Below are 18,123 nucleotides of genomic sequence, written 5' to 3'. Positions count from 1 at the left end.
TCCTCGCCGGTGATCAGGCCGTCGACGGCGGAGAACTGGCCGGTGACACCGATCGCGGCACGGACCGCCTGGGGGTCGGCGGCGAGATCGTGGCCGCCGATCCGGATCTCGCCGGAGGCGGGGTCGGGGGAGATGAGCGTGGAGAGGATCTTCACGGCGGTGGTCTTGCCGGCGCCGTTCGGGCCGAGCAGGGAGAAGACCGTTCCTTCGGGGACGGCCAGGTCGATGCCGTCGAGCACGGTCTTGTCGCCGTAGGACTTGCGCAGCCCGTTCGCCGCGATGGCCAGGTTCGTCATGATCGGTGCTCCTCAGAGACTGCGGGCGGCGATGTCGCCGTGGGCGGTGGTCGCGTGGATGGTCAGGCCGGGGGTTCCGTCGGTGTTCTTGAGCGTGTTGTTGATCCGGCCGTAGCTGGTGCCGGCGTCCAGGGCGGCGGAGACTCCGCGAGCGGCACCGACCGACACGTCACCGGACTCGGTGCGCAGTACGACCGTCCCGCGCACGGCCTCGGTGATCCGGATGTCGCCCTTTGCGGTGCTGATCTCCGCGGGGCCGCCCAGGCGGCCGACCGAGATGTCACCGGCGAGGAGGGTGAGGCGGGCGCTCGTGGTCTCGTCGAGCTTGACGGAGCCCTGAGCGCCCTCGAAGGTGACGTCGCCGAGCCGTCCGACGCCCCGGAACTCGGCCATGGCCGCCTTCGCCTCGACCCGGGAACCGGCGGGCAGTTGGACCGTCACCTCGACGGACCCGGAGGCGCCGAGGAGCCGGTTCTTCGCCTGTGAGGTCTCGATCCGCAGGACACCGTCGCCGTACGCGACCGTGGTCTGCTCCGCCGCCTTCACGTCGCGGCCCTTCGAGGCGTCCGCGGGCAGGATCTCGACCGTGGCGTCGGTCCGGTCGGCGGCGATGAAGCGGATGTGTCCCGCGGGGATGTCGAGGACGGCGGAGATCGGGGCGGTGGTGTCGAACTTCTGCATCGTGCTCTCCTTCATCTGCCGCGTACGCTTCCGCGGCCCGCTGTTTCTGATGATGGAAACGCTACGTTGCATTCATGGATGCGGCAACGGTGTCGTTGCTTACTGATGCCATCAATGCAGGTCGATGCAGAGAATTCATTGCAATGGCTCTGAATCTAATGCAACAACTCGACAGGGTTCGTTGCAATGATTTGGAAGTGAACGCTATAGTGGAGACACCGAAGACCACGAAGGAGGCCGCGATGCCGGGAGGCAGGCTCACCCAGCAGGAACGCCAGCAGATCGCGCTGGGACTGGCCGACGGCCTCGCCTACGCGGAGATCGCCAGAAGCCTCGACCGTCCGACCTCGACGATCACGCGCGAGGTGATGCGCAACGGCGGCCCCACCGCCTACCGCGCCGACCTCGCCCATCGCGCCACCGAACACCGCGCCCACCGCCGCAGGCAGGCCGCACCCCGGGGGGTCGAGGCGCCCCCGCAGGCCCACGGACGCGACGCCGAGGCGGTGCGGGAGTACGAGGAGACGTTCACCACCGTCATGATGGCTTCGGGCGCGCCCAAGATGATGTCCCGGGTGATGGCCTGCCTCACCCTCACCGACGCGGGCAGCCTCACGGCGTCCGAACTCGTCCAGCGTCTCCAGGTCAGTCCGGCGTCCGTCTCCAAGGCGATCGCGTTCCTCGAGAGCCAGGGCCTCGTACGCCGGGAACGCGACGAACGCCGCCGCGAGCGCTACGTCGTCGACGACGACGTCTGGTACCAGTCGATGATGGCCAGCGCCCGGTCCACCGCCCAACTGGTCGAGACCGCACGGGACGGCGTCGGCATCCTCGGCCCGGGCACCCCGGCCGCCGCCCGCCTCGAGAACATCGCCCGTTTCCTCGACTTCGTCTCCGAGAGCATCGTCCGCGCCGCGGAGCAGGCCCGCGAAATCCTCCACACGAAACCTGAGACGACGACCTCGGACGACACCGCCGGAGCTGACCTGGGCGACCCCGCCTGAGTCGACCTGGGCGACCCTGCCTGGGCCGGGTTCGGGTCGCGGCGAGACAGCCGCCTCGCCGGGCGCGGCGCACGGGCCTCGCGCCGGATCCCGCGATCCGAGCCGGCCCCGGTGCCACGCCCGGCGCGGATGAACGGCCCCTGAGCGGTTTCCGGGTCAGGGGCCGTTCGCGTGCCGGTTGCCGGTTGCCGGCTGTCCGTCGGGCCGTTCAGGGCTGTCGGGACGGAGGGGCCGTCATCCGGGCCGCGGAGGCGATCGTCGAGCGGGCCTCACGTTCGGTGAGACCCGTCCGGACGGCGGCCTGGACGAGCGGGGTGATCAGTTGGGGACCGATGCCGTTCTCGTAGGCGCGGCAGGCGGCCCAGAAGAGGCGGGTGTTGCGCTGACCAGCGTGCGCGGCGAGGACGAACTGGACCAGCCCCTCGCCCTGCCGACCGGTCGCGGAGGATGCCGGATGGCTCGTGCGGGGCGGGGGCAGCAGCAGCCGCAGGAGTTCGGACGGGCAGGGTGCGGGCGCGAGTCGAGCGGTGCCGGGGGCCGTTTCGTACACGCCGTGTTCGGTGCGTGAGCCGGGGCCGACGAGGTAGCCGCCGGCGCCTCGAATGTCGATGCCGGGGGCGAGCCGGCTCGCCGAGTTGGGGACGACGACGTCCGGCGGTCCGCTCAGCCACAGGTGGCGGCCGCCGCTGGGGGTCAGGACGACCACCGTGTCCGGAATCGTGAAGAGATGGCGCAGCGCCAGTTCGCGCAGGGCCGCCGAGGAGTCCGTGGCGGACTTGGTGTCGAGGTCGATGCCGATGAGGTGGTGCGGGTGCAGCCCGCAGGCGATGCCGTAGCCGGTGGCCCAGGGGGAGGCGGCGAAGAGCGCGCGGATGCGCCGGGGCTCGGTCGAGGCGTCGTACACGCCGTGCCCGAAACGGCCGCATTCGCCGTGGCAGGGGGTGGGATCGGGGTCGTCGCGGTGGGGGGAGCGCAGGGCCGGGAGCTTCGTTCGGGACAGCGGGATCACCGCGAGTCCGCGCTCGGCTGCGGACAGGGCGTGGGCCAGGGCCAGGGTGGTGGCCCGCCGGTCGATGGTGGCCATGCATCCATGTTCGTACGAGTGTTCGAAAAAGGGAAGGCTTCTCCGGGTGCGCAGGGGCGCCAGGCGGGTGACGGGCGAGATCGGCCGAAAATGTGCCGTAACGCTTCAGCTGGTGCGGCATCTGGGATTGAGCGGTCGACAGGGGCCTGAGCAGGGGTTTTGTGGGCGTGAAGGTGGTTTATCGACATGTCCTCACGCTTGAGGGGGAATCGCGGCTTCCGGGGTGGTTCGCCGGTTATCCGGTGGGCAACCCTGGACTCGCGACGTCGTGACCGACACCGGGGCGGCCGGCCAACCGCCCTGGAACAAGCCGTATTTCCCGTACAGCCCGGTTCACCGCCGGTGCGTACAACCGGTTCTGGAGGAATTCACATGGCAAGCATCCGTACCGCTCGCGTCCTCGCCGCCGTCGCGGCCCTGCCCCTGGCCGCCGCCCTCTGCTCGGGCGTCGCGACGGCGGACAACGGCGCCTTCGCGGACAGCGGATCGAACGCCGGAGTGGCGACCGTCAGCGGCAGCGGGGTCGGGCACGACAACAAGGGCAACTCTTCGACATCTCAACAGCAGGCGGTCGGCTCAGGAGCCTCGAATCAGAGCAATACCGCCCAGGTGAACGGTTCCGCGTTCACGGCCATCAACCAGTCCAACGACACCGTCCGCGTCAACTTCGTCAACCTCTGGTGAGCCGGGGGCCGGTGCGCTGTCATCGGCCCTGGGTCTCCTGTGTGGGGTAGTGCTCTGTGGGGGTTTCACAGCGGCTGCGCGACGGTGCTCCGGTGCCGTCGCGCAGACGTGTTCGGGGCGTCGCGCAGAACCGGCGGCGGCGTCGCGGCGACCTGTTCACGGGTGTCGTACGGGCTCGATCCGAGGTGTCGCACAGGGGGTGCCGCGAGAGGGCTGCCGGGGGCGGGATCGCTGGAGGGGTGGCTCGGCCGGTGGGCCGCGGGCGAGGCTGTTGGAGGGCGGCTCGGCCGGGTGGGCCGCGGGCGACCCGGGGACTTGGCCGTGACCTTGACAGTCGACGGTATCTGACGGACAGTCAGAAAACCTTGTTCGTACGAGGTCCGGGAGGGCCGCCGCCGTGCACCTCGCCCCCACCGAGCGCCAGCAGCGGCTGCGCGCCGAGCTCCGCACGTACTTCCGGGACCTGATGCCGGACGGGCCACCGCCCGCCGACGATCCCGTACGCCAGCGGGCGCTGCTGCGCCGGATCGGCGCCGACGGCCTGCTCGGGCTCGGCTGGCCGGTCGCGTACGGAGGGCAGGGGCGCGGAGCGGACGAGCAGTTCGTCTTCTTCGACGAGGCCTACCGGGCCGGTGCGCCAGTCTCGATGGTCACGCTGAACACCGTCGGGCCGACCCTCATGAAATTCGGCAGCGAGGAGCAGAAGGCCTTCTTTCTGCCGCGCATCCTGAGCGGGGACCTCGTGTTCGCCATCGGGTACTCGGAGCCGTCCGCCGGCACGGACCTCGCCTCCTTGCGGACGCGCGCCGTGCGGGAGCCCGGGGGGAGCGCGGGACCGGCCGGCGCCGAGGGCGGGCACTGGCGGATCGACGGGCAGAAGATCTTCACGTCCAACGCCCAGAACGCCGACTGGATCTGGCTCGCCTGCCGGACCGACTCGGACGCGCCGAAGCACCAGGGCATCTCGATCCTGCTCGTCCCCACGGACGCCTCCGGCTTCTCCTGGACACCGATCGAGACGGTGGGCGGCCAGACCACCACGGCGACCTACTACGACGGGATCCGAGTCCCGGCCGGGAACCTGGTCGGTGAGGAGAACGGCGGCTGGGGGCTCATCACCAACCAGCTCAACCACGAGCGGGTGGCCCTCGCCGCGATCGGCATGCAGGCCGAGGACTTCTACGCGGCCGCGCTGGAGGCGGCCCGTACACCTGATCCGGTGACTGGGCGGCGCAGGGTTGACGAGCCGTGGGTGCGTTTCCAGTTGGCCGAAGTGCATGCCCGGCTGGCGGCATCACGCCTGCTCAACTGGCGTTTGGTGGGGGATGTGGGAGTCGGCGGACCGGCGCCGGGAGACGCGAGCGGCGTGAAGGTCATGGGAACCGAATCCGCGGTCGCGGTGTACCGAATGTGTCAGCACATCGTGGGAGCGGACGCACTGGTCCGCTCCGGTTCGCCGGGGGCCTTCGGGGCCGGCGAGCTGGAGCGGATGAACAGGGCGGCGCAGATCAACACGTTCGGGGGCGGGGTGAGCGAGGTGCAGCGGGAGATCGTCGCGACGATGCGGCTCGGCATGAAGAGGGGGCGGCGGTGAGCGGCCGTGGAGCGGGCGGCGAGGGAGCTGCGGTGAGGGACGGTGCCGGGCATGAGGGTGCCGTGCATGACGGTGCCGTGCCCGGCCGGGACGACCTGTCGGCGCGCCTGAAGGGGTACGAGGGGCGCGCGGCCACCGTCGGGGGCGTCGGCAAGGACCCGGTCAACGCTCCGATGATCCGGCACTGGTGCGAGGCGATGGGGGACACCAACCCGGCGTACGACGGGCCGGACGCCGTGGCCCCGGCCACCATGCTCCAGGCGTGGACCATGGGCGGTCTCGGCGGGCACCCCGGCCGCTCCGGGGCGTACGACGAACTGCTCCGCCTGCTCGACGGCGCGGGGTACACCTCGGTGGTCGCCACCGACTGCGAGCAGGAGTATCTGCGCCCGCTGCGCCCCGGGGACCGGATCACCTTCGACGCGGTGATCGAATCCGTCTCCGAGCGCAAGACGACGAAGCTGGGCACGGGGTTCTTCATCACGACGCGGATGGACATCCGGGCGGGGGGCGAACTCGCCGGGACCCACAGGTTCCGCATCCTCAAGTACGTTCCGGCACACCGGAATCCGAAGGGCCTGGCGGGGGCGATGGACTCGTCGAGCACCGCGGAGTCGAGCGCCTCCGTGGCGAACGGTGTCGAGTCGAGCGCCGCCGAGGCGAACAGCGCGGGGGCGAACAGCGGGGAGGCGAACAGCGGGGAGGCGAAGCGCCGCCGCCCTCGCCCGGTGATCAACCGGGACAATGCCGGGTTCTGGGAGGGCGTCGAGCGGCACCGGCTGCTGATCCAGCGCTGCACGACGTGCGGAACGCTGAGATTCCCCTGGCTGCCGGGGTGCGGCGCGTGCGGCAGCCCGGACTGGGACACCGTCGAGTCGGGCGGCGAGGGGACCGTCTATTCGTACGTCGTCATGCACCACCCGCCGTTCCCGGCCTTCGACCCGCCCTACGCCGTCGGCCTGATCGAACTCGCCGAGGGCGTGCGGATCGTGAGCAACGTGGTGGGCGTACCGCACGACCAGGTGCGGATCGGCCTGCCGGTGCGGCTCGAATTCCAGCGGTACGACGAGGAGTTGGAACTGCCGGTCTTCCGGGCGGTGGACGGGTCCGGCGGCGGGGACGACCCCGGCGCTTCGGCGGCACGTGAACCCGTGGGGCTCGGCGGCTCGGCCGCACGCGAACCCGTCAGCTCCGGCGGCCCGGCAGTGCGCGAACTCCGAGTGCCCGCCCGCTCCGCAGCGCGTGAACCCGTCGGTTCCGGCCGCTCGGCCGCCTCGGGCCTCTCCGAGGGCCCTTTCGCCGGGCGCTCGGGTGAGGGGAGCTGACATGGACTTCACGCCCACCGAGGAGCAGGCGGCCGCCCGGGACCTGGCCGCGCGGATCTTCGGCGATCTCTCCACCCATGAGCGGCTCGCCGCGGCCGGGACGGGCAGCGACGCCGGACTGTGGAAGGAGTTGTGCGCCGCCGGGCTCGTGGCGGCCGTCGAGGACACCGGGCTGCTCGGCCTCGTCCTGCTGCTGGAGGAGCAGGGGCGCACCACGGCGCAGGTGCCGTTCGCGGCGAGCTGTGTGTACGGACTGCTCGCGGTGGCGGCGCACGGTTCGCCCGAGCAGCGTGAGCGGCTGCTGCCGGGGATCGCCGACGGGACGCTGGTGGTGGCCGGTGCGATCTCCGGATCGATGTCGGGGCCGACACCGGGGCCGGGGCAAGGGTCGGGGCCGGGGCAAGGGTCGGGGGCAGGCTCCGCTGCCCGGGCCGAGGCCTGGGCCGCTCCGGACCTCTCCGGGGCGGATGCGGAGATCGCCCCTTCCGGTCCGGAGATCGTCGCGTCCGTTCCGGAGGCTGCTGCTTCTTCTCCTAGGGGCGCGGGGTCCGGTTCCGGGGTCGCAGGGTCCTCTCCTGTGCGGGAGCGGGCGGCGGGGAGGCTGACCGGGGTCGTTCCCGCGGTGCCCTGGCTGCGCGACGCCACCCATGTGCTCGTCGCCGACGACCGCCGCCGGCTCTGGCTGGTCCGCACCGCGGAGGCGGCGGCGAGCGAGCCGGTCGAGCTGACGGCGCCCTGGTCGGCGGGGCGTCTGACGCTGGACGGGACGCCGGGCGAGGCGCTGGGCGGGGAGGGGGCGTTCGGCGACCTGCTGGCCACCGCCCGTACGGCCTTCGCCGGACTCCAGGCCGGGGTGTGCGCGGGGTCGCTGGCCCGGGCCGTGGAGTACACGAACGCGCGCGAGCAGTTCGGGCGGCCGCTCGCCGCCAAGCAGGGCGTCCAACTGCGTGCCGCCGACGCGTACATGGACACCGAGGCGATACGGGTGACGGCGTACGAGGCGGCATGGCGGCGCGACGAGGGGCTGCCGTACGCGACGCACGCGCTGACGGCCGCCTGGTGGGCGTCCGAGGCGGGGCAGCGGGTGGTGCACACGGGCCAGCATCTGCACGGCGGGGCGGGAGCCGACATCGAGCACCCCGTGCACCGGCACTTCCTGTGGGGCCGGCAGCTGGACGCGTATCTGGGGTGCGGGGGCGAAGTGCTCCAGGAGTTGGGGGAGTTGATCGCGAACGGGGAGGTGGGGACATGAGGGTGGGCGACGCACTGCCGCCGCTGGAGATCGAGATCACCCGCACGCTGATCGTGGCCGGGGCGATCGCCTCACGGGACTACCAGGACGTGCACCACGACGCGGACCTGGCGAGGGAGAAGGGCTCGCCGGACATCTTCATGAACATCCTGACGACGAACGGCCTGGTCGGACGGTACGTGACCGATCACTTCGGCCCGGACGCCGTGCTGCGCAAGGTGGCGATACGGCTGGGAGCTCCCAACCACCCAGGAGACACCATGGTGTTGACCGGTTCGGTCGAGGAGGTCGACGCCGGCACGGTCACGGTGAGGATCCTCGGCGCCAACGGCATCGGACGGCACGTCATGGGCACCGTGACGTTGACCGTCCCGACCACGGAGGCGGAGCCCGGGCCTGCTCCCGCAGCCGCAGCCGCAGCCGCAGCCGCAGCCGCAGCCCCAGCCGCTCCCGCAGCTGTAACTGCCTCGGCCGAGGGCGGTGTCGCATGAGCGTGCGGAAGAGGGACGGTCTCGGTGGGCGAGCGGCGGTCGTCGGGATCGGGGCCACCGAGTTCTCCAAGGACTCGGGGCGCAGCGAGCTGCGGCTGGCGGTGGAGGCGGTGCGGTCCGCGCTCGACGACGCGGGGCTGACACCGGCGGACGTGGACGGGATGGTGACGTTCACGATGGACACCAGCCCGGAGATCACCGTCGCGCAGGCGGCCGGGATGAGGGAGCTGTCCTTCTTCTCGCGCATCCACTACGGCGGCGGGGCGGCCTGCGCGACGGTCCAGCAGGCGGCGCTCGCGGTGGCCACCGGGGTGGCCGAAGTCGTGGTCTGCTACCGGGCGTTCAACGAACGGTCGGGCCGCAGATTCGGCTCGGGCGTGCAGCGGCGGGAGCCGTCGGCGGAGGGCGCCGCGCTCGGCTGGGCCCTGCCGTTCGGGCTGCTCACCCCGGCCTCCTGGGTGGCGATGGCCGCCCAGCGGTATCTGCACACCTACGGGCTGACACCCGAGGCGTTCGGTCATGTCGCCGTGGTGGACCGGAAGTACGCGGCGACGAACCCGGCCGCGTACTTCCACGGCAGACCGATCACGCTCGCCGAGCACGCGGCCTCGCGGTGGATCGTGGAGCCGCTGCGGCTGCTGGACTGCTGCCAGGAGACCGACGGCGGCCAGGCGCTGGTGGTCACCTCCGTCGAGCGGGCCCGCGATCTGCCGCACTCCCCGGCGGTGATCACGGCCGCCGCCCAGGGCGCGGGCCGGGCGCAGGAGCAGATGACCAGCTTCTACCGGGACGATCTGACGGGACTTCCGGAGATGGGCGTGGTGGCCCGGCAGCTGTGGCGGACGGCGGGGATGAGCCCGGCGGAGATCGACGTGGGGATTCTGTACGACCACTTCACACCGTTCGTGCTGATGCAGCTGGAGGAGTTCGGGTTCTGCAAGCCGGGGGAGGCCGCGGACTTCGTCGCCGAGGAGCGACTGCCGCTGAACACGCACGGGGGGCAGCTCGGGGAGGCGTATCTGCACGGGATGAACGGCATAGCGGAGGCCGTACGGCAACTGCGGGGCACGTCCGTGAACCAGATACCGGGTGCTGGGCGGGTCCTGGTGACGGCGGGTACCGGGGTTCCCACGTCGGGGCTGATCCTCGGGGCCGACGGGTGAGACCGCGGTGCCGGCCCCCCACACCCGCCGGCCGGCACCCCCGCCCGGGGGACACCGCTTCTGGTCGTCTCTCAGGGGTGAACCCTCAGGGGCGGGGCCCGCTCGTCCACCTTCAGGAGGTGAGGTCAACCCCACTCCTACAACCTGAGGCGGACATGGCTTCGGGACCTGCGGCCGATCCGCGGGAGGAGGGGTCGAACCTAGCGTGGAGCCATGACCACACTCGTCTGCACGAGCGCCTCGGACGCCGCCACAAGGGCGACGCAGACCCGTCCGTACGCGTCGTTCTCGTCGTACATGAAGGCCCGCCAGTCGGCGCTGCTGCGCACCGCCCGGTCGCTCACCGCGAACCCGAGCGACGCGGAGGACCTGCTGCAGACGGCGCTGGCGAAGACGTATGTCGCCTGGGACCGGATCGAGGACCACCGGGCGCTGGACGGCTATGTGCGGCGGGCGCTGCTGAACACGCGGACGTCGCAGTGGCGCAAGCGCAAGGTCGACGAGTTCGCCTGCGACGAGCTGCCGGAGCCGGAGGGGCTGCCCAGCGCGGACCCCGCCGAGCAGCAGGCGCTGCACGACGCGATGTGGCGGGCGATCACCAAGCTGCCGGCGCGGCAGCGGGCGATGGTGGTGCTGCGCTACTACGAGGATCTGAGCGAGGCACAGACGGCGGAGGTGCTCGGGGTCTCCGTCGGCACGGTCAAGTCGGCGGTGTCCCGTGCGCTGGGCAAGCTGCGCGAGGACCCCGAGCTGATCCCCGTCCGTCAGGAAGCGCCCCGACCGGTCGCCGAGCAGGCCCTTCGCTGATCGATCATTCCTGCCCCTAGTGACATACCGCGCGGTATGTGCGCAGAATCAGCGCAACCCATTACTACCGCGTAGGCAATGTCGCCCCCGGGAGGACGCCGTGCTGAGCACGATGCAGGACGTACCGCTGACTGTGACCCGCATTCTCGTGCACGGGGCGCTGGTGCACGGAGGGTCGCAGATCACGACCTGGACGGGAGAGGGCGAGCCGCACCGCCGCAGCTTCCGCGAGGCTGGGGAGCGCGCGAACCAGCTCGCCCACGCTCTGCGCGACGACCTCGGCGTGACGGGCGACGAGCGGGTCGCGACCCTCATGTGGAACAACGCCGAGCATGTCGAGGCGTACTACGCGATCCCCTCCATGGGCGCGGTGCTGCACACACTGAACCTCCGCCTCCCCGCCGAGCAGCTCGTCTTCATCGTCAACCACGCCGCCGACCGCGTGGTCATCGTCAACGGCTCGCTGCTTCCGCTGCTCGCGCCGCTCCTCCCCCATCTCCCGACGGTGGAGCACGTGGTCGTCTCGGGACCCGGCGACCGTTCGCTGCTCGACGGGGCGAGTGTGCGGGTGCACGAGTACGAGGAGCTCATCGCCGGGAAGCCGACGGTCTACGACTGGCCGGAGATCGACGAGCGGCAGGCCGCGGCCATGTGTTACACCTCCGGGACCACCGGGGACCCCAAGGGCGTCGTGTACTCCCACCGTTCGATCTACCTGCACTCCATGCAGGTGAACATGGCCCAGTCGATGGGGCTCACCGACCAGGACACCACCCTCGTCGTGGTCCCGCAGTTCCACGTCAACGCCTGGGGTCTGCCGCACGCGACCTTCATGTCGGGCATCAACATGCTGATGCCCGACCGTTTCCTCCAGCCCGCGCCGCTCGCCGAGATGATCGAGAGCGAGCGGCCGACGCACGCCGCCGCCGTCCCGACCATCTGGCAGGGACTGCTCGCCGAGCTGACCGCCAAGCCCCGCGACGTCTCCTCCCTCACCCAGGTGACGATCGGCGGCTCGGCCTGCCCGCCCTCGCTGATGGCCGCCTTCGACGAGCTGGGCATGCACGTCTGCCACGCCTGGGGCATGACCGAGACCTCCCCGCTCGGCACCATCGCCCGCCCGCCGGCCCACGCCGTGGGCACGGACGAGGAGTTCGCGTACCGCCTCACCCAGGGCCGCTTCCCGGCGGGCGTCGAGGCCCGCCTCACCGGCCCCGGCGGCGAACGGCTCCCGTGGGACGGCGAGTCCGCCGGCGAGCTCGAGGTCCGCGGCCCCTGGATCGCCGGTGCCTACTACGGCGGCGACGGCGCGGAACCGCTGCGCCCCGCCGACAAGTTCAGCGAGGACGGCTGGCTCAAGACCGGTGACGTCGGCACGATCAGCGCCGACGGCTTCCTGACCCTCACCGACCGCGCCAAGGACGTCATCAAGTCGGGCGGCGAGTGGATCTCCTCGGTCGACCTGGAGAACGCCCTCATGTCCCACCCGGACGTGACCGAGGCCGCGGTCGTGGCCGTCCCCGACGAGAAGTGGGGCGAGCGGCCGCTGGCCACCGTCGTCCTGAAGGAGGGCTCCACCGCCGACTTCGAGACGCTGCGCGCCTTCCTCGCCGAGGAGGGCAAGATCGCCAAGTGGCAGCTCCCCGAGCGCTGGACGATCATCGAGGCGGTCCCGAAGACGAGCGTCGGCAAGTTCGACAAGAAGGTGCTCCGCAGGAAGTACGCGGAGGGCAGCCTGGACGTGACCAAGCTCTGAAACACCACGGGGCGGCCACGGCCGGCCCCGAGGACCGTCACCCGTACGCCGGGCGGGCGCCCCACGGCCCCCGCCCGGCGTACGCGCGGTTCAGCGCCGTAGCGGGCGTCTGTGTCCGTGCCCGTGCCCGTGTCTGTGCCCGTGCCCGTGTTTGTGCCCGTGCCCGTGCCCGTGCCCGTGCCCGTGTCTGTGCGCGTGCCCGTGCCCGTGCCCGTGTTCGTGCCCTTGCCCGGACGGCGTCGGCGCCCGCTAGTTGGTGCCGATGCGGGCCAGCAGGTCGACGATCCGGTCCTGGACGTCGTCGCTCGTCGAGCGCTCCGCGAGGAACAGCACGGACTCCCCCGCGGCCAGCCGCGGCAGTTCGGCCGGGTCGACGGCGGCGGTGTAGACGACGAGCGGCGTGCGGTTCAACTGCCCGTTCGCCCGCAGCCAGTCGACGATCCCGGCCCGTCGGCGCCGTACCTGCAGCAGGTCCATCACCACGAGGTTCGGCCGCATCTGCGAGGCCAGGGTGACGGCGTCCTCGTCCGTCGAGGCACGCGCGACCTGCATCCCGCGCCGCTCCAGCGTCGCCGTCAGCGCCAGCGCGATCTCCGCGTGCTCCTCGATGAGCAGCACCCGCGGCGGGTGCTGCTCGGAGTCGCGGGGCGCGAGCGCCTTCAGGAGTACGGCGGGGTCGGCGCCGTACGCCGCCTCGCGCGACGCCTGTCCGAGGCCCGCCGTCACCAGGACGGGCACCTCGGCGGCGACAGCGGCCTGGCGCAGCGACTGCAGGGCCGTGCGGGTGATCGGGCCGGTCAGCGGGTCGACGAACAGCGCGGCCGGGAACGCGGCGATCTGCGCGTCGACCTCCTCGCGCGAGTTCACGATGACGGGCCGGTAGCCGCGGTCGCTCAGCGCCTGCTGGGTGGTGGCGTCGGGCGCGGGCCACACGAGAAGCCGCCGCGGGTTGTCCAGCGGCTCCGGGGGCAACTCGTCGTCCACGGGCCGCGGCTGCGGCTGGTCGGCGACCTCGACGGCACCGCCGGGACCGTCGAGCGGCTCGGGGCCCTCGGCGGCGTTCTCGTCCGGTGCTCCTATGGCGTACGACCGTCCGGCGCCCTCGGTGGCTCCGGGGAGCCGTACGCCGGGACCCGCCGGGCCGCCCTGGAGGAGCGAGCGCGCGGCCGTCTCCGGTTGTTCGACGACGGGCTCGGGCGGGGTGCCGAGCTTGCGGCGGCGGCCCCCGCCGTTGGTCTGGTGCGGGGGAGGCGTCGGGGCCTGGACACCGCCGCCCGGCTGGGCCGCCGCGACCTGGCGGGCGAAGGGAACGCCCTGGCCGAGCGTCCGCACACTTATGGCACGGCCCTGTGTCCCATGGGAGTCCGCCGGAGCGGACGCGGGCGTCGCCTCGGCGGGCAGCGGCTGGGCGACCCGCGGCGCGGGTCGCTCCGGGGGCAGCGGGGCGGGGATCGGCTGGGCCGGGGCCGCCGCGTTCGCCGCCGGAAGCGCGGGCTGCGCGACGCCGGGCGGCACCGGGCCGCCGGAGACCGGGACACCCGTGCCCGAGGCGTTGTCGGCGCCGGGAGCGGTATTGGCGTCGGGCCAGGGCCGGGGAGCCGGAGCGGGCGCGGAACCCGGAGCCACGGGGGCGGCACCGGCCTGCGCGGCGACGGCGGGCTGCCCGGGGGGAACCGGCTGACCGGCGGTGACGCCGCCCGGCACGCCCTGCGCGGGAATCCCCTGAGCGGGAAGCCCCTGTGCCGGGACGGTCTGGCCGAGCGCCGGGACCGGCTGCGCGGGGACCGGCTGTCCGGGAACGGCCTGCGCCGGGAGCGCCTGCGCGGGTGTCCCGGCCGACTGGTCCGGGGCCGTCAGCTGACGGGCACGCCGACGGCCCGTCGGGGCCGACACGGGGTGCGGCTGCGGCGGGGTGTGATCGTCTTCGGGGTTGTGCGGCATCGCGTCATGGCGGCCGTCGTCGGCCTGACCGTGACCGGACGCGCCCTGGCCGCCGGACTGCTGAGCCAGCGCGACCTGAGCCTGCGCCGCCTGAGCGGCCTGCGCCTGAGCCGCCCGCACCTGGGCTTCCTGGGCCTGAGCCGCCTGGGCCTGGGCGGCCTGCGCCTGGGCCTCGGCCTGGACGTACTCCGGCGAGCGGTCCGCCTCCGCCGGCGGCAGGGCGAACACCGTTCGGGAGCCCGTCTCCTGCGCGGCGGCGGCACGCTCGGCCGCCGCGGCCAGCGCACGGCGGCGCCGCCCGGTCGGCTGCCCCGCGTCCGCGGCGGCACTGTCGTCCTCGGCCGGACCGCCGTCCGGCGCGGTCTCTCCCGTGGCCGGAGCGGCCTGCGCACCGGCCGCGGCCGGCAACGCCGCGGGCAGTGCGTGCTGTTCGCCGTCCCGGCGCGCGCGTCGTCCGGAGGGCACCGGCACCCCCTGCGGAGGCACCGTCCCGCCCAGCCCGGTTCCCACGGCCGCGGTTCCGGCCCCGTGCTCGCCCGCCATCACGACCGCGCCCTCGGAGACACCGTCGGCCATGCCCGGTGCCGCGGCGTCGCCCGCGCCCTCGACGGGACTCGGCCGACCACGACGCCGCCCGGTACCGCCGGAGCCGTCACCGGAGCCCTCGGCCGCCGGCCCCTGCGCGGGAACCGCCGGCTCGCCGGCCGCCTGCTCCTCGGCGGCACGTCGCCGACGGCGCCCGGTGGGAGCGGCCGGTCCGGCTCCGGCGGCTTCGAGAGCCCTCGGGCCGGACTCCCCCGCCGACTCGCTCTCCAGGAAGGCGTCCACGGAGGCCCGCCGGGCCCGCCGCCTGCCACCGCTCTGCTGCGAGGCCTGCTCGGGAAGGGCGACCTCGGTGGAGACCGCCGGTCCGGTGCCGGGCGGAACCGCTCCGGCCCCGTCCCCGATGGGCACCTCCAGGACGAACGCGCTGCCGCTCATCCCCGGCACCTCGTGCGTCTGGAGCACACCGCCGTGCGCGCGCACGATCCCACGCACGATCGGCTCGTGCACCGGGTCTCCCCCGGCGTACGGCCCGCGCACCTCGATACGGACGACCTCGCCGCGCTGCGCCGCCGCCACGACGACCGTGTTGTCCATGTAACCGCCCGCCGACACCGGCGCATTGCCGGTCGCGTCGACTCCCGCGACGTCCGCGATGAGGTGGGCGAGGGCGCCCGCGAGACGCTGCGGATCGACCTCGGCCTCGATCGGCGGCGCGTGCACGGCGAACTGCACCCGTCCGGGCCCGATCAGGTCGACGGCCCCGTCGACACCGGCCGCGACGACGGCGTCGAGCATCACGTTCGTACGGACGATCGTCTCGGCCCCGGAGTCCAGCCGCTGGTAGCCGAGGACGTTGTCGACGAGCGTCGTGATGCGCGAGTAGCCGGCCGCGAGGTGGTGGAGCACCTGGTTGGCCTCGGGCCACAGCTGCCCCGCGTCGTCGGCGGCGAGCTTGGAGAGTTCGCCGCGCAGCTGGTCGAGCGGCCCGCGCAGGGACTGGCCGAGGACGGCGAGCAGCTGCTCGTGCCGGGCGGTCAGCGCCTCGTACCGGTCCTTCTCGCGCTCGCCGAGTGCGGCGTACCGCTCGTCGCCGGCGGCGAGTTCCTCCTCGTGCCCCTCGCTCAGCTCGGAGAGCTCGGCGGCGTGCCGCTCGCGCAGTTCCTTGAGTTCGGCGGTGTGCTCCTCGCCGATCCGTTCCAGTTCCTCGGCGTGCCGGGTGGCCGCGGCGTCCTTCTCCTCGACCAGGGTGTCGTACGGCCGCCGGTCGGTGAAGGTCATGACGGCGCCGACGAGCTGGTCCCCGTCCCGCACCGGAGAGGTCGTCAGATCGACCGGCACCTTGTCCCCGGACTTCGACCACAGCACCTGCCCGCGGACCCGGTGCTTGCGCCCGGAACGCAGGGTGTCGGCGAGCGGCGACTCCTCATAGGGGAAGTCCTCGCCGTCCGCCCGCGAGTGCAGGATCAGGGCGTGCAGGTCCTTGCCGCCGAGGTCGCTGGCCCGGTAGCCGAGGATCTGGGCGGCGGCGGGATTGACGAGAACGACCCGTCCCTCCGTGTCCGTCCCGACGACGCCCTCGGCCGCCGCGCGCAGGATCATCTCGGTCTGGCGTTGCGAACGTGCGAGCTCGGCCTCGGTGTCGACGGTGCCCGAAAGGTCGCGGACGACGAGCATGAGCAGCTCGTCAGGGGTGGGGCCGTGGTTGTCGTAGGCCTGCTGGCCGTCCTCCAGATTCGCACTGGTGACCTCGACCGGGAACTCCGTGCCGTCGGTCCGCCGCGCGATCATCCGGGTCGGCTTGGTCCGCCCGCGCTCGTCGGTGGTGTCCGGCCGCCGCATGGATCCGGGGATCAGCCGCGAGTCGAACTCGGGCAGCAGATCGAGCAGCCCGCGCCCCACCAGAGCCGTGCCCGGGGTCTCGAAGGCCTCCAGGGCGATGCTGTTGGCGTTGACCACGGTCCCATTGGCGTTGACCAGGACCAGCGCATCGGGCAGCGCGTCCAGTATGGCTGCGAGGCGAGCAGCGCCTCGGGATGGCCTGCTGCTCACGAGACGCTTCCTCCCTGTTACCGCACCTTGCCGACCGCGGATGCCATCTTGCCAACCGGCCCGCGGCGTGTCACGCGAGGGAGTCTACGGGCAGTGGTTGCGCTCGCGACGCGGGATGAGAGGGAGGTCGCACACAGATGAGACGCAGAACGGGCGGAGAACCTGTGACCACGCGCTTCAGCCCGCGGAACCGTGAGACCACCGTGACTTCGCCGTGTCCTGAACGGGTCCGCGCTATGAGCGGGTGCCGGGCAGCAGCGGCACCAGGGCGTTCCAGCGCGAGATCTCGCACCCGTCGGAGCGGTCGTAGCGGGCGTCGACGGGGCGCCCCGCCCAGGTTCCCGTGACATGCGCGGTGGCCGGTCCCCCGTACTGCATCGTGCACAGGGTGTCCGGCGGGACCGGGGCGAAGGGGTCCTTGCCCCAGGTGGTCTTCCGGTCCAGCCGGTCGCAGGCCTCCGCCGCGTCCGGATGGCTCCCGCCCGCGGGGTGGCACGCCAGCTCGAACGTCCCGTCCGCGCCGCCGCCCGCGCCGTGGACCGTCACCGTCAGCCGGTCCACGGAGTCGTCCGGGCGGGCCGGCGGCGGCATGAGCGCCGGCAGGGCGACGCCGTACGCGGCGGCGGACAGGGAGGACGGTCCGGCCGGGAACGCCGTGGGTACGAGGAAGGTCGCGGGTACGGGGGACGCCGCGGGCAGCGGGGAGGCCTCGGGTACGGCGGAGGGGGCGCCGGCGATGGAAGGGGTGCCGGCGACGGCACTGGGCACGGCGGAGAGCGCGGCCGTGGCGGACACGGCGGCGGTGAGGAGCAGTCGGCGCAACATGACCTGCCTAACGCGGGGCACCCCGCCCGGTTGCGTGTCGGTGGGGGCTTTGCCCTGTGGCCTGCCTGCCTAGTACCGTGGGGGGCGATTGGTGACACCGCGCTCGACTGTGTCATCATCTGCACGCACCACTCGCGCTCGCGTGAGCGGTTGTGCGGGAGGCGTCGCCTAGTCCGGTCTATGGCGCCGCACTGCTAATGCGGTTTGGGCCTTCAAGCCCATCGAGGGTTCAAATCCCTCCGCCTCCGCGCGAAGATCCGAAGCCCCGGTCCGATGGACCGGGGCTTCGGCGTTCCCCGGGTCCGTGAGTGCCGCGGAGCGCGTCGGTATCCATGGTGTCCGCGAGGGCCCAGAAGCGCGTTTTCCCAGCTCACAAGGGGTGAGGCAAACGGATTTCACATGGCGGCGGCAGTCATGTAATGTTCTTCCTGTCGCCGCGAGCGGGGCAAAAGCCCGGGAAGCGAAGACAGAAGCACAACAGAACAAGCACTCGTAGCTTAACGGATAGAGCATCTGACTACGGATCAGAAGGTTGCAGGTTCGAATCCTGCCGAGTGCACATGAGCAAGAGGCCCCGGAGAAATCCGGGGCCTCTTGCGTTTTCCGGGCGCACGGCGGAATTACG

14 protein-coding genes and 2 tRNA genes are annotated in these 18,123 nt (G+C 72.5%); 11 read left to right on the top strand and 5 right to left on the bottom strand.

The features are described 5' to 3' along the window. Both ACFWBT_RS32750 and ACFWBT_RS32745 read right to left on the bottom strand, forming a co-directional pair. On the bottom strand, positions 1 to 296 hold a 296-nt coding region (locus ACFWBT_RS32750; protein ID WP_385706604.1), incomplete at its 3' end, for an ATP-binding cassette domain-containing protein. 12 nt (positions 297 to 308) lie between these two features. Further along, positions 309 to 977, bottom strand: a complete 669-nt coding sequence (locus tag ACFWBT_RS32745; RefSeq protein ID WP_385706603.1) for a DUF4097 family beta strand repeat-containing protein — start codon at positions 975 to 977, stop codon at positions 309 to 311. Between the two features lie 242 nt (positions 978 to 1,219). On the opposite strand from ACFWBT_RS32745, the gene ACFWBT_RS32740 reads away from it, so the two are divergent. Beyond that, positions 1,220 to 1,981, top strand: a complete 762-nt coding sequence (locus ACFWBT_RS32740; protein ID WP_385706606.1) for a helix-turn-helix domain-containing protein — start codon at positions 1,220 to 1,222, stop codon at positions 1,979 to 1,981. Positions 1,982 to 2,189: 208 nt separating this feature from the next. Here the strand turns inward: ACFWBT_RS32740 and ACFWBT_RS32735 are convergent, their stop codons facing one another. After that, positions 2,190 to 3,065, bottom strand: a complete 876-nt coding sequence (locus ACFWBT_RS32735; protein WP_385706602.1) for a bifunctional DNA primase/polymerase — start codon at positions 3,063 to 3,065, stop codon at positions 2,190 to 2,192. Between the two features lie 372 nt (positions 3,066 to 3,437). Between ACFWBT_RS32735 and ACFWBT_RS32730 the strand changes: the two genes are divergently transcribed. The 8 genes from ACFWBT_RS32730 to ACFWBT_RS32695 all read left to right on the top strand — a co-directional run bounded on the left by ACFWBT_RS32730 (position 3,438) and on the right by ACFWBT_RS32695 (position 12,137). Next, on the top strand, positions 3,438 to 3,749 hold the full coding sequence (locus ACFWBT_RS32730) for a hypothetical protein (protein ID WP_385706601.1): 312 nt from the start codon (positions 3,438 to 3,440) through the stop codon (positions 3,747 to 3,749). Between the two features lie 397 nt (positions 3,750 to 4,146). Next, on the top strand, positions 4,147 to 5,343 hold the full coding sequence (locus ACFWBT_RS32725) for an acyl-CoA dehydrogenase family protein (protein ID WP_385706600.1): 1,197 nt from the start codon (positions 4,147 to 4,149) through the stop codon (positions 5,341 to 5,343). 62 nt (positions 5,344 to 5,405) lie between these two features. Then, positions 5,406 to 6,668 carry a bifunctional MaoC family dehydratase N-terminal/OB-fold nucleic acid binding domain-containing protein gene (locus ACFWBT_RS32720; protein ID WP_385706599.1) on the top strand — a complete coding sequence of 421 codons (1,263 nt, stop codon included), beginning with the start codon at positions 5,406 to 5,408 and terminating at the stop codon, positions 6,666 to 6,668. Position 6,669: 1 nt separating this feature from the next. After that, positions 6,670 to 7,920 (top strand): acyl-CoA dehydrogenase family protein, encoded by a 1,251-nt coding sequence (locus ACFWBT_RS32715; RefSeq protein ID WP_385706598.1) that lies wholly within the window; start codon positions 6,670 to 6,672, stop codon positions 7,918 to 7,920. Continuing rightward, positions 7,917 to 8,411 carry a MaoC family dehydratase gene (locus ACFWBT_RS32710; RefSeq protein ID WP_385706597.1) on the top strand — a complete coding sequence of 165 codons (495 nt, stop codon included), beginning with the start codon at positions 7,917 to 7,919 and terminating at the stop codon, positions 8,409 to 8,411. The genes ACFWBT_RS32715 and ACFWBT_RS32710 overlap by 4 nt, the downstream gene beginning before the upstream one ends. After that, positions 8,408 to 9,574 (top strand): lipid-transfer protein, encoded by a 1,167-nt coding sequence (locus tag ACFWBT_RS32705; RefSeq protein WP_385706596.1) that lies wholly within the window; start codon positions 8,408 to 8,410, stop codon positions 9,572 to 9,574. The genes ACFWBT_RS32710 and ACFWBT_RS32705 overlap by 4 nt, the downstream gene beginning before the upstream one ends. A gap of 213 nt (positions 9,575 to 9,787) precedes the next feature. Beyond that, a complete protein-coding gene (locus tag ACFWBT_RS32700) occupies positions 9,788 to 10,381 on the top strand; it encodes a SigE family RNA polymerase sigma factor (protein ID WP_385706595.1) in 594 nt (197 codons plus the stop codon). A 112-nt stretch (positions 10,382 to 10,493) separates the two neighbouring features. Continuing rightward, entirely contained in the window at positions 10,494 to 12,137 is a 1,644-nt protein-coding gene (locus tag ACFWBT_RS32695) for a long-chain fatty acid--CoA ligase (protein WP_385706605.1), read from the top strand. A 249-nt stretch (positions 12,138 to 12,386) separates the two neighbouring features. On the opposite strand, the gene ACFWBT_RS32690 is transcribed toward ACFWBT_RS32695, so the two are convergent. Then, positions 12,387 to 16,673 carry a PAS domain-containing protein gene (locus tag ACFWBT_RS32690; protein WP_385706594.1) on the bottom strand — a complete coding sequence of 1,429 codons (4,287 nt, stop codon included), beginning with the start codon at positions 16,671 to 16,673 and terminating at the stop codon, positions 12,387 to 12,389. Between the two features lie 234 nt (positions 16,674 to 16,907). Further along, positions 16,908 to 17,498 carry an SSI family serine proteinase inhibitor gene (locus ACFWBT_RS32685; RefSeq protein WP_385706593.1) on the bottom strand — a complete coding sequence of 197 codons (591 nt, stop codon included), beginning with the start codon at positions 17,496 to 17,498 and terminating at the stop codon, positions 16,908 to 16,910. A gap of 157 nt (positions 17,499 to 17,655) precedes the next feature. Here ACFWBT_RS32685 and ACFWBT_RS32680 point away from each other — a divergent pair. Further along, a tRNA-Ser gene (locus ACFWBT_RS32680) sits at positions 17,656 to 17,746 on the top strand. A gap of 238 nt (positions 17,747 to 17,984) precedes the next feature. Then, positions 17,985 to 18,057: transfer RNA gene (locus ACFWBT_RS32675), tRNA-Arg, on the top strand. Positions 18,058 to 18,123: the final 66 nt, after the last annotated feature.

The organism is Streptomyces sp. NPDC060027 (assembly GCF_042737005.1).
Classification (GTDB): Bacteria; Actinomycetota; Actinomycetes; order Streptomycetales; family Streptomycetaceae; genus Streptomyces.
This window is presented reverse-complemented; position numbering and strand designations above follow the sequence as displayed.